Source organism: Bacteroides sp. M10 (genome assembly GCF_014334015.1).
Classification (GTDB): domain Bacteria; phylum Bacteroidota; class Bacteroidia; order Bacteroidales; family Bacteroidaceae; genus Bacteroides; species Bacteroides intestinigallinarum.
Genome location: NZ_CP060488.1, coordinates 6,687,217 through 6,706,349 on the forward strand (window position 1 = coordinate 6,687,217; position 19,133 = coordinate 6,706,349).

Genomic DNA, 19,133 nt, shown 5'->3' on the forward strand with positions numbered 1-19,133 from the left:
CTATCTTTGCCCCGAATTGGTTTCAGATAGCCATATCAACTATCTGAATTAAAAGGGAATCGGGTGTAAATCCCGGACAGTCCCGCTGCTGTGAAACTCCATTCAACTTCTTGATATTTACTTTTACCACTGACCAGGTATCGATAGTCAAGGTCGGGAAGGCATCAGGAAGGGAGTCAGTCAGAAGACCTGCCATTCATACCTTTATAGTTGTTTTTACTCGTGGGATAGGAAAACGGCAGACTGTAAAAAAAGAATCGAGTAGTCATGACATCGGAAATGATTGAAGGAGGATAAATTCTCTCTAGCTAAAATATCAAAAGGACGGCATTAGACCGTCATGCTCAATGTGTGCGTATCCCCGCAGAAGTGATTTCTCCGGGGGTACTTTTAACTAAAAAATATCATCATATAATAATCACAATGGAAGTTCTAAGAAATTTATTTGAAGGTTACCCCAATCTTTGGGGCGGCGGAGTGGCACACTCCGTACTGATTCTGTCACTAACCATAGCGTTTGGAATCATCCTTGCAAAAATCAAAGTGCGGGGAGTATCTCTGGGAGTTACCTGGATACTCTTTGTCGGAATCGTATTCGGCCATTTCAACATGAATCTGGACGAACACCTGCTCCACTTTCTAAAAGAATTCGGATTGATTCTGTTTGTTTACTCAATTGGTTTGCAGGTAGGGCCCGGCTTTTTTTCAGCATTCAAAAAGGGGGGCTTTACCCTGAATATGTTGGCCATGCTGGTAGTAGTATTAGGAGTAACCATCACTGTTATCCTGCACTTCACCACCGGAACTCCGATTACCACAATGGTAGGTATTTTGTCCGGAGCTGTCACCAATACTCCGGGGCTGGGAGCCGCACAACAGGCCAATAGTGATTTGAATGGAATAGATGCTCCCGAAATTGCTTTGGGATATGCTGTCAGTTATCCGCTGGGTGTAGTAGGTATCATCCTTTCACTGCTTGCTTTGAAATATCTCCTTCGCATCAATACTGCTCAAGAAGAAAAAGAAGCAGAAGTCGGTCTGGGACATCTCCAGGAACTTACCGTACGTCCTATCTCCATTGAAGTGAGAAACGAATCGGTAGACGGCATCAGGATTAAAGAACTCCGCCCGTTACTGAACCGTAAGTTTGTCATTTCCCGCATCAAACACCGCGAGGGTGGAGAAACCGAATTGGTCAATTCCGAAACAATTCTACATGTAGGGGATATCATATTAGTGATCTCTACCCCGATTGACGTGGAAGCAATCACTATATTCTTCGGAAAGGAAATCAAAATGGAATGGGAACAACTGAACAAAGAGCTCATTTCACGCCGTATCCTGATTACTAAACCGGAATTGAACGGGAAAACGCTCTCACAACTCAAAATCAGAAATAACTTCGGAGCAAACATCACCCGTATCAATCGTTCGGGAGTAGACTTGGTAGCTTCTCCACAATTACAGTTACAAATGGGAGACCGTGTCACCATTGTAGGTTCCGAACTGGCTGTTGCCCATGCAGAGAAAGTACTTGGCAACTCCATGAAACGCTTGAATCACCCGAACCTGATTCCTATCTTTATAGGTATCGCTTTAGGATGTATTCTGGGAAGTCTTCCTTTCGCATTTCCCGGAATCCCGCAACCTGTGAAACTAGGACTGGCAGGCGGTCCGCTCATCGTTTCTATCCTGATTAGCCGTTTCGGTCCGAAATACAAGCTGATTACTTATACCACCATGAGTGCCAACCTGATGCTTCGTGAAATCGGTATTTCCATCTTCCTCGCCTGCGTAGGTTTAGGAGCAGGCGAAGGCTTTGTAGACACAGTCATTCATGGCGGAGGATATATATGGGTAGGCTACGGAGTAATCATAACCATCCTGCCACTTCTAATTACAGGATTGGTAGGACGGTATTATTGCAAGCTGAATTATTTCACGCTTATCGGGGTTCTGGCTGGTTCTACTACCAATCCGCCGGCATTGGCTTACTCCAATGACCTGACCTCCTGTGATGCACCTGCCGTTGGTTACGCTACGGTCTATCCGCTCACCATGTTTCTGCGAGTATTGACGGCACAAATATTGATTCTGTCGTTGGGATAATGACGTCCAACTTCTTGCATATCGGTTACAAATCAATAAATTACCTCTTCTTATCTCATTACCATATAGTAAAAATTACCAAATGGTAATTTTTATCTCCTCTCATACCCCTACCTTTGCCGCCATTTTCAACGACAAAGGTAGAAAGTTATGAAAGATAGTATTGATTTCGGTAGTATGAACATCTCCACGTTGTTCCGTAAGTTACTAATTCCTACGGTACTTGGGATGGTATTCTCGGCGCTGTTCGTTATTACGGACGGGATATTTGTAGGAAAAGGAATTGGCAGTGATGCACTGGCAGCAGTAAATATCACCGCACCGCTTTTTATGATTGCAGCGGGTATCGGACTGATGTTCGGAGTGGGAGCTTCGGTGGTGGCTTCCATTCATTTATCTCAAGGAAAACGCAAAGTAGCAAATATTAATATCACTCAGGCAATTGCTTTTTCCGCATTGCTCATACTTATCCTGTCTGCTCTGTGTCTTTATTTTATAGAGCCATTGGCCAGATTATTGGGTAGTTCGGACCGATTGTTGCCGTTGGCCGTAGAATATATGGCATGGTATCTTCCTTTTCTCGTATTCTACGAAGTATTAAATATAGGAATGTTCTGCATCCGCCTGGATGGTTCGCCCACCTATGCCATGATGTGTAATGCAGTTGCAGCCATACTCAATATCATACTGGATTATATATTCATCTTCGAATTTGGTTGGGGAATAATGGGAGCAGCTTTTGCCACCAGTCTGGGGACTGTTGTGGGAGGGTTGATGACACTAATTTACCTACTCCGTTTCTCTCATACCCTCCATCTATGCCGGATAAAGTTAAGTATCAAAAGTCTGTTATTGACTCTTCGCAACATCGGTTATATGATTAAACTGGGAAGTTCTGCTTTTATCAGTGAAGCATCCATTGCCTGTATGATGTTTCTGGGGAACTACGTTTTCATCCACCATCTCGGTGAAGACGGAGTGGCAGCCTTTAGTATTGCCTGTTACTTCTTCCCTATCATCTTCATGGTCTATAATGCCATTGCACAATCCGCACAACCCATTATCAGCTATAACTTCGGAGCCGGACAGCCCGAGCGTGTACGAAAGACACTGCATCTCGCCATTCGGACCGCTTTAATCTGCGGTATCAGCTTTTTCATTCTTACCGTACTATGCTGCCAAGACATTGTTTCGCTATTCATTGACCGCAGCTACGCTGCATTCGATATAGCAGTAAACGGACTTCCTTATTTCGGAGCAGGATTCATTTTCTTTGCCGTCAACATGATTGGCATTGGTTATTATCAAAGCGTTGAAAGAGGTCAGCGGGCAACAATTATCACTCTTCTTCGGGGAGTAGTGTTTATGTTAATCGGATTCTTTACGCTCCCTCCGGTATTGGGTACACCGGGTATCTGGCTAGCCGTACCATTGGCAGAGTTATTAACTACTTTCTATATTTTCGGAATTTATTTGAAAGATCGTTTCATTGTCTGCCGACGATAAGTATCTTTGCAATATGAGAACATTCATTGAAAAACTTTGCGATAGATACAAGGTATCAGAAACCGATGTACAGTCTCTACTGAACTGTATGGAAAAGGTACATTTCAAAAAGAGAGATTTAATAGTACGCGAGGGGACAAAGAACTGTAATCTTTATTTTATCAAGACAGGAATATGGCGAGCCTATTATCATAAAGACGGAGTGGATACTACCATCTGGTTTGCTTCAGACGGAGAAGCTGCTTTCTCCGTCTGGGGTTATGTAGATAATGCCTACTCATTAATAAATATTGAGGTCATGTGTGACAGTGTGGCCTATTGTATTTCCCGAACAGCTCTGAATCAGCTATTCGCCTCATCCATCGGACTCGCTAATTTGGGGCTCCGCCTCATGGATCATCAGTTTCTTCAACAGGAAAACTGGCTTATCAGCTCGGGAAGCCCACGGGCTAAAGAACGCTACCTCAACCTTATCAGAGAGACTCCGGAATTATTGCAATATGTGCCTTTAAAACATATTGCGTCTTACTTGTGGATAACTCCGCAGTCGCTAAGTAGGATTCGGGCGAAGATAGCATCTTCTCCGCAATAATACTATGCTTTCGCGGTCTTCACCCCAAAAGCACAATAAGTCAAATAACACACACAAGCTAAAGTAACAAAAACACCTCCAATAACACCTACTGTTCCAATGGCAAACCCAATCACCGGAGTAACTACTCCGCCACCAGCAACAGCAGTAATCATCAAACCGGAAATCTGATTTGCTTTTTCAGGCCTTGCCTGTAAAGCCATCGAATAAATGATAGAAAATACGGATGAGGCAAAGAAGCCGACAGCACCGATACAAATCAGATTCACCATATCATTTTTTACAAAGGCCAGAATAAGCAAAGAGAAAATACAGGCAACAATATTCACACGGAAATATTTCATTTCAGCAATACGGGCTAACAAGAAAGCACCCAGCAAAGCACCTACCGTACGGCTTAAAAAATAAACCTGTGGGGCAAACTTCACTTGTTCTGTCGTCCAGTCAAATCGTTCCGCCATCAGTTTGGAGCTGATAAAGTTAGTAGCAACATCTACTCCCACAATAAAAAAGATACCCAGAAATAACAACAGAATCGTTTTATCCTTCAACAAAGAAAAAGTATCACTGATAGAAAGTTGTTGGGTTGCGGCACTGGAATCTTCCCGTTTAACAGGCGTAGCCATCAGCCAAATGGCAGATAATAACGTGATAAAGCCCAATATAGGAAAACAATAATACCATTTGTCATCTCCAAAGTGTGCTACAGCCAGCAACACAATCTCCGGTCCGACGAGAGAAGACACTGCTTTAATCACTTGTCCTGCCGTCAAACTACTTGTCAGCAAACGTTGGCTGGTTACCACATTACTCAATAACGGATTCAGCGAAACCTGTAAAATAGCATTGCCAATTCCCAAAAGAGCATAAGCTATCATACAAGTCACACTGTTATAAACGACTAATGGCAGCAGCATCCCCACTACCGTTATTCCCATACTAAGCAAGACCGTATTTTTACGTCCCCATTTGTTCATCTGATTTCCAACAGGAATACCTAAAAACAGGAACCAGATAAAAACCAATGAAGGAACAAATCCCGTCATCACGGGAGACCAGTTGAAAGTACGTTGAACATAATCGGATGAAATACCGACTATGTCACAGAAGCCCATTACAAAGAACCCGAAAAGAACGGGAAGGGCGGCATAAATAGAATTTTGTGTTTTCATGTTTAACCCACTATATTATAAAATATAAAATCCCCGGTGTCCTGTCAAACAACATCGACACCGAGGAAAATAAACTGTTTATTCAGAACAATGAGGCGGATTTTCCACTCCCCATTTCTCATTCGGTTGATTTCCCATTGTGAGTTTCAATGTCCCACCTTTATAGAGTTCATCCCGGTACAACCAACACTGTTCCAATGGCTTGCCATTCAGCGTAGCCGACTGTACATAATATGCGTCCGGTGTATTACCCGTCGTTTCAATTACAAACGTTTTTCCTGTTGCATTCACCGGACTCAGTTTGATTTCAATCTTATCAAACAATGGACTGCCCATCTGGAAAGTCGGCCGTTCACAAGAACCACCCTGTACATCGAACAATCCCATTGCTGCCATCACATACCAGGCTCCTAACTGCCCCTGGTCTTCATCCTGACCGTAACCATAACCATGTTCTCCATTTGTTCCATAAAACTCATCACAGATCAAACGCGTCCATTTCTGCGTCAAGTAAGGTTTACCTGAGAAATTAAACAACCATGAAATATGAAGACTGGGCTGGTTTCCATGATTATAAGGGCTCTGTAAACCAGAGAAAGCATTTACTACTTTTCCACCACCAAAGATCGACTTACGGGCTTCTGTGAAGATAGAATCCAACCGGTTGTTAAACTCATCTTTTCCGACTTTTTCAATCAAACGAGCCGGATTCTGCGGTACAAAGAAAGTATATTGCATCGCATTTCCTTCCTGAAAACCTCTCCATGATTCCAATGGATTAAAGTTATCAATAAACTCACCATTGGGTACTCTCGGACGAATCATCTTCAGCGAATCATCAAACAACTTTTCCCAACCTGCAGAAAGCTCCATCAAACGCTTATAATCTTCCGTACGCCCCAAAGCTTTGGCCCATTGAGCCACTGCATAAGCACTAAAACTATATTCCAATGTGTGAGACACGGAGAAGCTCGAACCTTCCGGATGTGTACCGAAATGAACACTGTTCTCATAAGGCACATACCCTCTTTCTACAAATTGTTTCACATCCATCTTACCTGCCCCTTCAATGCGGCCTTCCCAGCCTAATTCATTCTTTAAAGCTGCCTGATAAGCTGTTTCCACATCAAAGTTACGAATTCCACTATTATAAGCACCCGCAAAAGCGATACTCACCATATTGGTTCCCACTCCGGAAACATACTTGCTGGTGGCAATACCATCCCCCAGCCAACCGGCATCCTTATACACCAGCAACTGACTGTTTACAAAGTCATTATAGTATTCCGGATATGCCAATGCCCAAAGAGAAGTCAGATTCCAATAAGCTCCCCAAACCGCATCCGTATTATAGTGATTATATTCCGGTTTACCATCCTTAGTCAAAGGTATCTGACCGATGGTACCATCATTTTTAGGATAAGCTCCGTTGACATCGCTGGCAAGCCCTCTACCCAATAATGCATGATACAACCCGGTATAGAATTTGATTTTACTATCTTCCGTACCTCCGGAAACCAAGATACGGCTCAAAGACTCATTCCATTTATCCGTAGTCGCTTTCATAGCCTCATCAAAAGTCAAGTCTTTCGCCTCCGATTCCAAATTCACTTTCGCATTTTCTATGGAAGTATACGATAAACCTATTTTTACATTGACTATCTCGTCTTTCTTTGTTTTATAATTCAGGCACATGATAGCACCTGGCCCTTTTATTTCATTACGAGCCATCAAAGCACTATCTTGATAGAAAACTTCGACAGATTCCGGCGCACGGTCCAATTTAGCATAAAAATACATGGCAACCGAAGCACCCGCCTGATACTTCTTCACATATTCCGGTTCTGTAATTACATACCCTTCGATAGTATTTCCATCTACCTGTTTGATGTACGCATCACGTACAGCTCCACTTTCTCCCTGGCGATTGCCGATATTAAACAATATATGAGCATTCTCCGATTCCGGGAATGTATAACGTTGGAATCCGACACGAGCCGTAGCAGTAAGTTCAACCTTTACCTGATAATCCTTTAATAACACAGAATAATATCCCGGACGTGCAGTTTCATCTTTCTTATCAAAGCGGGAACGGAAACCTTTATCCGGTTCTTCCAGCTTTCCGGGGTTCGTTTTCACTTCTCCCGTAACAGGCATCAGTGAAATTCCTCCTATCTGAAACTCGTGCAGGCAGGGAAAACCATCAATAGAAGTATGACCGTCCTCATAACCTACAGCCTCCCAACCTTGATTATTTCCGTACGTACCGTTTGTAGATGCACCCAGCTTAGCTAAACCGAAAGGTTCGGCAGCCGGAGTATAGAAAAACCACCGACTATGAACCGTACCAATATTCGGATTCACATACTCTACCAGATTGGGACGATCAGGTGTTTTACACCCTACGATACCTGCCAGAATCAACAGGCTACCTATCCATTTCAATTTCATCATTTATTTATTTTTTCTGTTTTAACTTCTCCTTTAATCATCGCCACACGTGCATAATATTCAGGCACACACGAAGCATCCAACAACCATTTCGGTCGGCGTTTTTCATCAGTCCGTCCTGTCCAGTCATGATACATCAATCCGGCCTGATCGCGTGCATGATCCCAAGCATAATCCAGCCCTTTTATCATTGTATCCACATATTTTGGATCTCCCGTAACATTGTACAGATCGTGATATCCTCTGAACAAGACCAGATTAAACCAAGGCAAATCGGCAATATAGGGAATACCTTCTTCCGTGTATTTAAAGAACACTTTGTAACTTCCCTCCGCTAAAAATTTAGCATTATCCAGATACGCCTGTTCGCCTGTATAATTATATAAAGCTACAGCTGCTTGTAGCAAAGTACCTGTATTGTAAGTATACAAATCCGGGCATACAGCCGAAGTCGTCGTAAGCCATGAGTTCCAGACCACTCCCCTTTCAGGATCTTTCAGATATTTATCAATCCAATGATAGAATTTCTTTCCTACCTCCAGATAGTAATTGTCTTTAGTCGCTTCATACAGTTTTAAAGCCAACACCATCGCTTTTCCATTAGAGCAGGCTGGTTTCTGATCCTTCACTCCTTCCAGCCAGGAAACAGCTCCTTCAAAGTTCTCATCCCAACCACTTAAAATAAAGGTCAATACCTGTTTCGCCTTCTCCAGATAATGAGGATTTTTAGTTACCAGATAAGAATCAATGTAATCAATACCCACCAAACCATTATCGTCATAATAACGGTCTACCTTCCCAAATTGAACAGGGTAAGCCTGATAACCGAAAGGAACGCGTGTTGTATCATAATAATGTTCCATCGCCATCACCATCGAATCAACATAAACTGTATATTTCTCCGGTTCGATGGCAGCCATCAATACTGCTGAAGAAAAGACACCACTCATAGGCCACAGGTAAGAAACCTCTTGTGCCTGTCGGGTAGAATCATTAAAATAAGTGAGATCAGGACGATGACTACCAGGATAATATTCAGAGAAGAGGCCGTATTTGGGAACCCGATAGAGTTCCCAGACACGTTGAAACATTTCTTCCGCCTTATCTTTGTTCGGAGTCGCTTTGGGCTCTCCTGCACAAGAGAAAAGCATGAATACCGCTGATACAAATAAAACTATATTTCTAATTTTACCATTCATACACTATTCTTCCGTCACAGTTTCCCCTTTATACAAAGCTATAATTCCCAGAGATTCTAGTGCAGCATCCTGCATCAACAACTGTTCAGCCCGTTTCGGGTCTGTTCCAGTCCAATCTTCATAAAACAGTCCGCTTGACAAACGAGCATTCTCGTATGCATAATCCAGGAAGTTGATGAATGTTTTGATATAATTACCTGCATTTTTGTAATAAGGTTCAATATCAATAAACGCACGAACCAGTTTGGTTGTAAACCAAGGATCATGATCGGGATAAGCCAGAGCTAGTCCGTTAAGCGGACGTACAAAATAATTATATGCACCATCAGAAGAAGCAATGGCACTATCCAGATAAGTCTGTTCACCCGTTATCTTGTACAAACGGACTCCATTAGAAATCATTACACCAGTATTGTAAGTCCATTTTGTTTTATTAATAGATCCGTCTGCTTGTTTATCATTCCAGTAGCAACCATCTTCCGGATCACGCAGATTATTCAACGTCCAAGCATATAAGCGTTTTGCCAAAGCTAAAACATCCTCTCTTTCCTCTTCGGGACATACTGAATAATATTCAAGTAAGAATAGTGTTGCATATCCATTGGCACACGTAGGCTTATTAGAATCACTAACTCCCTGCTGTCCCTTCTGATCCTCATTCCACCAAAGACCTCCTTCAAATGTGTCATCTTCACCTTCTTGCAAAAATGCTACGATTCTTTTGGCCTTTGTCAAATAGTCTTGATTATTTAACAAATTAAAAGCCTCTACCAATTCAATCCCTACAATAGAGTTATCATCATAAAAACGCGTTCCACTACCGGTAGTACCATTAGTTTGAGAGCCATAAGCACCCACAGCTCCAGCGGGAGTTGAATAATAAACTTCAAAGCGGTCAACCATAGCTGCATAATTCACATCATAGCCCAAAGAATGTAAAGCTGCGACTCCTGATACCAGTCCGTCATACGGCCATAAGAAAGAAGCCGGATTATCAGTATCTTTCTTGGGATAATTTTCATTATACAATCCTTCTGTAGCCCCGCTATTGATCCGATAACACTGATTAATCAAATCAAACTGCTCTTTAGCGCGTTTATGATAAACGACTTCCTCTCCGGGTTCTGACGGAGCAATCGGTGTAGGCGGAATATATTTCTCTACGTCATCTCCGGCACAGGAGAATAATAGTGCCGGAAGAATAGCTAAAATAGTCTTTATCTTTTTCATAACTTAGTTTTATTAATTAATCGGAGTCACATTAGTAAATGTATGTATCATTAATCCATCCGCATTTGTATCGATAGTAATAGTCGCGTGCGTATAATCCAGACTACCTTTCATTTTCCAGAGATGATCCCATTGAGACCACTGGAACTCATACAAAGCATAGAAGGAAGCAGGTTCTCCACCTACCGGACGTTCGGCACTCACGCCATCACCTCTACCCCAACACATATCACCACCATTCACTTGAGCTAAAAAGTAGTAACGTTCTTCTATCCAAGTCAACCAATCAGGAGCCCCAGTTTCCGGCTTGGCAGGATCAAGGAAACGAATATCACCTTCTCCTACAAATTTACCGTTACCAGCATATTCCAATACGGCTATATCACCAAATGTCGCTCCCCAAATACAACGAACAGAAGAGCCTATTTTTTCTGTTGTCATAGCCATTGTATTAAAGTTTACAGTCAAACGGGTTACCTCTTCGGAAGCAGTTACTGCCGTTTCACCATCACCCTCTCTCAACTTCGAACTATCATCAATATAATAACTGAATGTTTCACCTGTCGTAGCAGACTTGAATGAGATATTTCCAGCAGACAATTTTGTATAAATCTGGAAAACTCCCTCTTCTACACAACGGAACGGAATTCCGCCTTGTCCACTATTCTCCGTAGCCGAACCATACAAATACAATTCTGCCGGAATATTATCAATTCCCTCTCCACGAGTCACAGTGATACTAGCCACCTTATCGGACTTCTTTACTACTCCTCCTTTCGAAGCAGTCACTGTCCATTTAATATCCCCTGTTCCCAGAGGATAAATACCAGCATTTCTGGCAATCGTATTAATAGCAGCATGAGTAATCGACAAACTGGGATTGGCTCCCAAATCACTTTTCATTGTAGCCAGTGGTTTTGAAAAGTCGCCGTCTGCCTTGTCAAACAAAACCTCGTACAATACAATTCCGCCATCTGCCGCACCGCCTCCGGACCACGACAGCACAACAGGTACTGAAGATGACACATCCAACTGGATAGAGGCAGGGGAATTCAATTCCGTAGGGACTGTAAAATCCGCATTCAATTCATAATCTTCCTGACAGGATACCATTGCCAGAAATACTGAACATATTAATAATATCTTTTTCATAATCGTTCCTTTTTGAGTCGTTAAACCAATTACCAATTCGGATTCTGTACCAAATTACCATTCAAGTCACGTTCAGCCTGTGGTATAGGCCACAAATAATGTCTATTTGCATTAAAGGCTCTGTTTTCAACCCGAACGTATCCGTTATCCGTACCTACCACTTCATTCGTTTTCAATCCGTGACACCATCCGTTCAATACATCATCCGCAATTCTCCAACGGATAATATCCTTATGACGATGCCCCTCCAATGCCAGTTCCGAACGACGTTCATTCCGTACAATCTCAATCAGTTTATCCTTAGAAGCTCCTTCCGGAAATTCCACTGCTGAAGCAAGTGTAAATCCGGCTCTATCACGAATTGGTTTAATAGTTGCATCCCAAGCCGTCTTATCCAGTTCACCTAACTCTGCCAATGCTTCCGCATTCATCAATAGAATATCAGCATAACGAATCAAAATCGGATTCAAACCGGAATAAAGAGTAGCACGATACGTATTATCCCAGTATTTCTTGATATAATAACCAGTAGCCGAACAATCCGAGCCTACACCGTATCCATCTTTACCTTCTCCTTTCTCACAGTTGATAACGACTTCTGTTCCGTCAATCAACGTATATGAGTTTCCGGTATACATCACTGTTGCTTTCAAACGCGGGTCACGATTAGCATACGGATGACTTTCATCGAACGATGTTCCTGTTTCTTTGATTGTCTTTCCATCCAACATGATATAGCTGTCTACCAATTCCTGTAAAGGAGAAAGCTGGGAATATCCCCCCAATGAAGGTGGCAGGAAAGCATACATCATCTGATGTTCACGACTGGTCGGACGATACTGTGCATCCAAAATTACTTCAGAGTTATATTCATTGGCGATCTCAAACAATCCCGCATAACTAGCCTTTTTATCATCGCTGTAAAAAAGTTTAAATCCTCCCTCCGTCATAATAGTAGACGTGATATTTTTCACTTGCGTCCAGTTACCTTCGAACAGATAAATTTTAGCTTTGATAGCCATTGCTGCCCAACGGGTAATCCTTCCTTTATTATCCGCATCATAAGAAGTCGGCAAATAATTACCGTTAATCACTTCATCCAAATCCGCCAACATATTAGCAATGACAGTAGCTCTGTCGGTACGTGCGATAGACATACTTTCCTTAATAGAAAGCACTTTCGTTGTATAAGGCACATCTCCGAACTTCGTATACAATTCATAATAATTATAAGCACGAAGCACTTTAGCCTCACCGATATAACGTTTCTTCAATTCCGGATCTAAATCAGGAACCCGGTCAATATTTTCGAGCAACTGGTTGCACATACGGATACCCGTATAACGTCCGTCCCACACCTTTTTCACATAGGCGTCCGCTGTAGAATATGAACCATTGCCAATGTTCTGTGTAAAATCATTGGGTTGTTTGGTGTATGCATTGTCCGTCATAGCTTCACTGTAAAGCTGTTCGTCCATATTTCCCAAATACGTATAGCAAGTATTCAACGCCTTGACAGCTGCTTCAGGATCTTCTTCCCAATAGGTCAAGTCCGTTTCTCTGTCATACGGTGCCGTATCCAAGTCAACACAAGAGGCACCGCCCACTACCAAAACAGCAGATAAAATCAAATTCTTTATAGATGTTTTCATCACGGTACAGTTTAAAATTTAACATTAAGTCCAAATGAATATACTCTTGCCACAGGATAAGCACGACCACTGCCGTCTCCGGTATATTCCGGATCCCATCCGCCTTTCATCTTTGTGAAAGTCAACGGGTTCTGCACGCTGGCAAAAATTCTCAAATTCTTGACATAGAGTTTTTTCATCCATTGCTGCGGGAAAGTATATCCGATCTGCGCATTTTTCAGACGCAAATATTTAGCGTCCTGAATCCAGAAATCTGATTTTGCAGCATTATTAGCAGATTCCGCTCCCATTGTCAGACGGGGATAAGTAGCATCCGGATTATTCGGAGTCCAACGATCCTGATGGAAATCCATTACCGGACCTTCATTATTATTATGGAAAGCCTCAACAGATTCCCCACGCATCCACTTGTTACGTTTTCCCACTCCTTGCCACATCATAGAGAAATCAAATCCTTTATATTCCAGCCCATAAGTAAAGCCGAAAGTATATCTCGGAAAATCATTGCCTACGATAAAACGGTCATCATCCGGCTTAATCACACCATCGCCATTTTTATCCAGATAGCGGATATCTCCCGGTTTCGGTGTAATACCTTCCAAATGGGGTCCTTTCTGACATTCTTCCTCATTCTGGAAAAATCCGTCTGAACGATATGCGTAATAAGAATACAAAGGATAACCTTCCTTAATAATGGTCTGTACATCGGAACCACCGATAATCTCCGTGCCGCGCGTATCTATTACTTCATTAAAGCTATCTGAAATATTTCCGGCAAAGTTATGCACAACCGGACCGGTTTTCAGGCGATAATTCACAGACAGCTCCCATCCTCTTGTCTCTACCTTACCAGCATTCTGAATCGGCGCACCATTACCAAACAGTCCGGGAACCGGTAAATTCACCAAAATATCTTTTGTACGATTATTGAAGCAGTCAAAAGTAATATTCAAATCATTATTCAATAACCCCAATTCAAAACCGATATTAGCCATACGGGTAGTTTCCCACTTTAGATCGGGATTTGCAGAAGCAAATTCAGCCGTCTGCGCCAGCTTGTCGCCGAAACTGATACCGTTCTTTACAGACACCGTCTGCATATATTGATAAGCACCAATACGGTTATTACCTACCAATCCCCAAGAACCTCTGATTTTCAAAGAAGGAACATACGGTTTCAATACAGACCAGAATTTTTCTTCCGAAATACGCCATCCTGCAGAGAAAGAAGGGAAGACTCCCGAACGGTTTCCTTTAGCAAAATAAGAAGAGTAGTCATTACGGATATTAAATTCCAGTAAATATTTCTCATCATAATTGTAAGTGGCTCTTGCAAAACCGGAATAGATAGCCCAGTCACTTGCCGAACCAGTATTGCTTACCTTATCACCACTCAAATCACCTACAAAAATGTCGTATTTAGAATCTTCCGTCAAGCGGCTGGTAGAGAATTGTTTTTCAGAGAAACCTTCATAAGCATAACCCAGTAATCCACCGATAGAGTGCTTTCCTATCTTCGTATTATAAGTCACCATCAGATTGGTAGTGATATTCTTAGAGCGGTAGAACTGTTCGGTCAACTTGTTTTCCGAATCTCCCGTACCTTCAAAAGCTTTCCGGTTTTCATGCAATTTATTATTCCACACGCGTCCACCAGCACTTCCTATCAGTTTCAATCCTTTATATACTTCCCATTCGGCTTGTATAGTTCCCAACAATTCGTCGTTTACATTCTGGCGATAACCACCTTCTTCCAAACGTTGCAAACCGTTTGAGTTACTTCCGGCAGGATAATTATAACTGCCATCCTCATTTTTGATCGGATAAATCGGCGGCATACGGTTTGCCTGCTCGATAATCCATTCCGTCCAGTAAGCATGTTCTTTAATGTCATTACGGGCAAACTGTGAAGTCAGATTCAACGTAAAATTATTCGTCACCTTATGGCTTACATTCAAACGGGCGTTGTAGCGTTTGTAGCCATAATCCGGCCCCTTGAACATACTGCTCTGATCTAAATATCCCAGAGAAGCCATATAAGACAGTTGGTCATTTCCTCCTGTCATTGAAACGCTGTGTGAGCTTTGAGGAGAATTGCGGTTATACAGTTCTTTCACCCAATTCACATTCGGGCCGCCATTTCGATATTGTGCAATCTGTTCGGGAGTGAATTTTGCCGATCTTCCCGAATTAACCGCCGCTTCATTATATAATTCCGCATATACCCATGAATCCGCAATTTTAGGCAGCGAAGTAGGTTGCTGAACACCATACATAAAATCATAGGAAATTTCCACCTTACCGGCTTTTCCTTTCTTTGTAGTTACAAGCACTACACCATTAGAAGCGCGTGAACCGTAAATCGCAGTAGAAGAAGCATCTTTCAAAATAGAAACTTGTTCAATATCTGCCGGATTCAAATTAGCCAGCGATCCTTCAATTCCATCAATTATCACCAACGGATCATTATTATTCATCGTATTCAATCCGCGGATGTTTATAGAAGGCACGCTACCCGGTGTAGAAGTTCCCTGCTGGATAACCAAACCGGGAGTAGTTCCCTGCATAGCCTCCAGAACGTTGGCAATAGGTTTTCCTTCCAATTCGTCCGTTGAAAGAGAAGAAACAGCTCCTGTCAGATTCACTTTCTTCTGTACGCCGTAGCCCACTACTACCACATCTTTCAACGCAACCACGTCCGACTTCAGCACCACATTAATCAATGTACGACCGTTCACCGGAACTTCCTGTGTTTCATATCCAATTGAGGAAACTACCAATACCGCTTTTGAAGCAACATTCAGTGTAAAATTTCCGTCCATATCCGTAGCCGTACCCGTAGATACCCCTTTCACCAGTACGGTAGCCCCAATCACGGGCTCTCCGTCTGCCATCACTTTACCTTTCACTGTGATTGTATTAGATTGCGCATACAGTTCGAAACCAACAGCCACATTCATACAAACAATCAACATAACAGCCAATAATTGCCAACTCGAAAATACCGTTCCAAAAAGCCGGCGGGCAAATTGCGCGTTCAATAGATTAGATTGTTTCATAAAATATTTTATATTTGAATTAATAGAAGAGTTATCATGTATTATAAGATATTAAGTTGGGACAAAGCAAAAGAATAAGCTCCCAAAGCGACCGCCCTGCTTGCCCCCAGAGAAGAAACGGCAATACCTATTTTCTTATGACAGGCATACTGCACCTGCCTCTCCGAAAATGGGATTTTCACCATCTTGTCCTTTTCTTCCAAGAATTTATCCCATGCTTCTTTTTCAGCCAGATTGAACACCTCCATCTGCAAACAAGGGAAAGAAGCTCCTGCAAAAGTGCCAATCTGTCGATTCATTTCATTCATGATTCCCGGAAGTATGTATTTAGCCGCTCCGGCCACTCCTCCGCCAATCACCACCAGACCGTCTACAATATTCAATGCACGGATAATGGCATCACCCGCCATTTCTCCCAATTCATTGAAACTCCGGACAGCAGCCTGCCGGTCTCCCTCTGCCGTTCCTTCGGCAATATCAAAAATATCTTTGGGAGTCAAAGCAGAAGCATCCTTTCCTGTCAGTTCCTGATATACTCGTCTGACGGCCCTGATACTGACACTTTCTTCCGCAATCATTTCGGGATATTTCTTGTTCCGCATAATCCAGACGTCGCCGCCGCAACCGTTATCTCCGGTCAGTAACCGGTTGTCAATCACCACTCCGGCACCAAATCCCGTACCCAGTGTTATTCCGAGCAGATTTTTATATACCTTACTGCTGCCTGCCTCTTTCAGACGCTTATTTACTTCGGGTAAAGTGCCCGCCAAAGCTTCACCATAGGCGAACAAATTACCGTCATTATTAATAAAAACCGGAATACCAAATTGCTCTTTCAAATAAGGTCCGAGTGCCACTCCTCCCCTGAAAGCCGGGAAGTTAGGCAAGTCACCAATAATTCCATGCTCATAGTCAGCAGGCCCGGGGAAAGCAAAACTGATAGCTACCGGGAGTTTAGGCAATCGTTTTTCAACTTCCAGGAAGCCTTCTACAAGAACAGACAAGCAACGCTCCAAGTCATCGGACGCTGCCGGAAGGCAAATAGGTTCCACTATTTCGCGACAGTCCTGTATGGCTGAAAACACAAAATTAGTGCCTCCCGCATCAAGCGTCATTACGATTCGTTCATCATGTTCGTACATAGTTTTCAAGATATTAGATGATTGAATTATTTCATTATTAAAAGCGTACGTAGGCTTTTATCGTTACACATTCTTCTCCTGCCGATTTACCATACGGGGCAATGGTATATTCTTTCACTCCGGCAGGAATGATAAATGTTTCCGCATAATGCACCACGAAAGGTTCAAAGGCGTGAGTAGGACTCTCAACAACGGCCTCTTCTCCCTCCAGCAGATTCAGCACATTTACACTGTCGTTTGTGTGATGCAGCACCGGTGACGAGAAACGGTGACGGCGGGTTTCGATAAATTCATTCGGATGCAATCCGGTACGTTCCTCAATCCACCCATCTCCGGAAGCCACTTCTTTAAACTGGTTGCGAAGATGTTCATTTACATATTCCGTATCCCGGTTCCAGTTGATTACGCATTTACCACGTTCCACATTGATTGGGCGTGGTTTTCCATCCAGTCCCAGACGTTGCCAGTCCCATAGTTTGAAAGTAAAGAGGTTCGGAGTCGAACTTATTTCAAGCACCATGCTATTCGCACCGGAACAATGAATCGTTCCTCCCGGAATCAGGAAGTGATCGTGTTTCTTTGTCGGAATCTTGTTGACATACTTTTCTGCGTCGAACACCAATTCACCTTTTTGTGCCTTACGCAAATCGTCGATCATCGCTTCTTTATCAACACCCGTTTTCACTCCCAGATAAACTACGGCATCTTCTTCCGCGTCTACCATGTAGTAGCTTTCATCCTGTGTATAGTACATACCGAAACTATCACGGATAAATTGAGTGGTAGGATGTACCTGCAAACTCAAATTACCTCCACCTATCGTATCCAAAAAGTCGAAACGGATGGGGAAGTCTTTTCCAAAGCGTGCTTCCACCGGTTCGCCAAGCAACTCTTTACTTTTCAGCAAAACCAAATCGACCGAAGGAAGTTCGAAGCGCACTCCGTTCACCTCAAAATAGAGGCTGTTTTCTTCGGGCACACAGTCAAAGCACCAGCCAAAATTTTCGCGTTCACGATCCAAGTCGCAAACTTCTTTCATCCATTGACCACCCCAGGGAGCCGGATCGAAGAAAGGAACTACCCGGAACGGTGTTTTCACCGTTGCCTCTACCCCTTTAAAGAAAGTATCCTTATCAATCATCTTCGGTGTTCCGGCCACATGGGTGTCAATCCAGAATTCTACCCTGTCAAACAATCTTTCCTTATACCTATCACATACTCTCCAATCATTGAAATAGCCTCTCTTGTATTGCAAAGAAACGGCATCTTTCCGATTGTCTATCCCTAAAGCTTTTACCTCATGCCGACGGAAACGTTGTTGAATTTCCCAACGTGCCATATCCGCATATACAATCATCGCATCCTGCGGAGCCACCATGGCAGCTCCCGTACCTATTATTACAATAGTATCCTCCGCTTCACTAATTTGCTTTTGCGCAGCAGCCAATTTATCCGCATCAAAATAATCTTCCAGCTTCAAATTGGTCACATAGCCAAACAACACATCTTCCGTCATGAAGCGTTCCGTCAAAGTTTGGATCTCTTGTTCCGGTTTCATCAAATCACGTACATTCATCACCTTTCCGGAGAATTCTTTTGAAAAAGCATCCAGCACTTCTTCTTCATATACTCCAGTATATAAATCCACTGCCAGCACTTTTCTTGCATCCATTTGCTTTTTTAACACAGAAATGATAGCATCCCAACCCTGAACAAGCATCCCCGTCAACTTCGTAGAAGGAAATTTATCATAATTAGCTTTTCTCATATTATAGTTGTTTTTAATTTTATATGTTCATACATATTTTAGATTGTGCAAATATATAGATTTTATTTTTATTCCAAACAAAACTTGGATTATTTTTTGAT

General features: G+C 42.6%; 12 protein-coding genes and 1 riboswitch. Of the genes, 3 read left to right on the top strand and 9 right to left on the bottom strand.

Annotated features, from left to right (window positions below):
* Positions 1 to 212, top strand: a riboswitch (cobalamin riboswitch).
* A 211-nt stretch (positions 213 to 423) separates the two neighbouring features.
* From H8796_RS24985 to H8796_RS24995, 3 genes are all read left to right on the top strand, one after another.
* Positions 424 to 2,109, top strand: a complete 1,686-nt coding sequence (locus tag H8796_RS24985) for a putative transporter (RefSeq protein ID WP_115484969.1) — start codon at positions 424 to 426, stop codon at positions 2,107 to 2,109.
* 150 nt (positions 2,110 to 2,259) lie between these two features.
* Positions 2,260 to 3,615, top strand: coding sequence for an MATE family efflux transporter (locus tag H8796_RS24990; protein ID WP_117934176.1), 1,356 nt, complete (start codon positions 2,260 to 2,262; stop codon positions 3,613 to 3,615).
* A gap of 13 nt (positions 3,616 to 3,628) precedes the next feature.
* On the top strand, positions 3,629 to 4,207 hold the full coding sequence (locus tag H8796_RS24995; RefSeq protein WP_117934406.1) for a Crp/Fnr family transcriptional regulator: 579 nt from the start codon (positions 3,629 to 3,631) through the stop codon (positions 4,205 to 4,207).
* 2 nt (positions 4,208 to 4,209) lie between these two features.
* Here the strand turns inward: H8796_RS24995 and H8796_RS25000 are convergent, their stop codons facing one another.
* From H8796_RS25000 to H8796_RS25040, 9 genes are all read right to left on the bottom strand, one after another.
* Positions 4,210 to 5,379: a sugar MFS transporter gene (locus H8796_RS25000; protein WP_117934178.1), complete on the bottom strand. Its 1,170-nt coding sequence runs from the start codon at positions 5,377 to 5,379 to the stop codon at positions 4,210 to 4,212.
* A gap of 78 nt (positions 5,380 to 5,457) precedes the next feature.
* Positions 5,458 to 7,833: a GH92 family glycosyl hydrolase gene (locus H8796_RS25005; RefSeq protein ID WP_117934180.1), complete on the bottom strand. Its 2,376-nt coding sequence runs from the start codon at positions 7,831 to 7,833 to the stop codon at positions 5,458 to 5,460.
* A complete protein-coding gene (locus H8796_RS25010; RefSeq protein ID WP_117934182.1) occupies positions 7,830 to 9,029 on the bottom strand; it encodes a glycoside hydrolase family 76 protein in 1,200 nt (399 codons plus the stop codon). Before H8796_RS25010 ends, H8796_RS25005 begins: the two co-directional genes overlap by 4 nt.
* A 3-nt stretch (positions 9,030 to 9,032) precedes the next feature.
* Positions 9,033 to 10,259 carry a glycoside hydrolase family 76 protein gene (locus H8796_RS25015; RefSeq protein ID WP_117934183.1) on the bottom strand — a complete coding sequence of 409 codons (1,227 nt, stop codon included), beginning with the start codon at positions 10,257 to 10,259 and terminating at the stop codon, positions 9,033 to 9,035.
* A gap of 12 nt (positions 10,260 to 10,271) precedes the next feature.
* Entirely contained in the window at positions 10,272 to 11,411 is a 1,140-nt protein-coding gene (locus H8796_RS25020; RefSeq protein ID WP_117934185.1) for a SusE domain-containing protein, read from the bottom strand.
* A gap of 29 nt (positions 11,412 to 11,440) precedes the next feature.
* On the bottom strand, positions 11,441 to 13,063 hold the full coding sequence (locus H8796_RS25025) for a RagB/SusD family nutrient uptake outer membrane protein (RefSeq protein WP_117934187.1): 1,623 nt from the start codon (positions 13,061 to 13,063) through the stop codon (positions 11,441 to 11,443).
* Positions 13,064 to 13,074: 11 nt separating this feature from the next.
* Positions 13,075 to 16,122, bottom strand: a complete 3,048-nt coding sequence (locus H8796_RS25030) for a TonB-dependent receptor (RefSeq protein ID WP_117934189.1) — start codon at positions 16,120 to 16,122, stop codon at positions 13,075 to 13,077.
* A 41-nt stretch (positions 16,123 to 16,163) separates the two neighbouring features.
* On the bottom strand, positions 16,164 to 17,264 hold the full coding sequence (locus tag H8796_RS25035; RefSeq protein WP_117934191.1) for an ROK family protein: 1,101 nt from the start codon (positions 17,262 to 17,264) through the stop codon (positions 16,164 to 16,166).
* Between the two features lie 37 nt (positions 17,265 to 17,301).
* The gene (locus tag H8796_RS25040) at positions 17,302 to 19,032 is read right to left on the bottom strand and encodes a class I mannose-6-phosphate isomerase (protein ID WP_117934193.1); all 1,731 of its coding nucleotides are present in this window, start codon (positions 19,030 to 19,032) and stop codon (positions 17,302 to 17,304) included.
* Between the last annotated feature and the right edge of the window lie 101 nt (positions 19,033 to 19,133).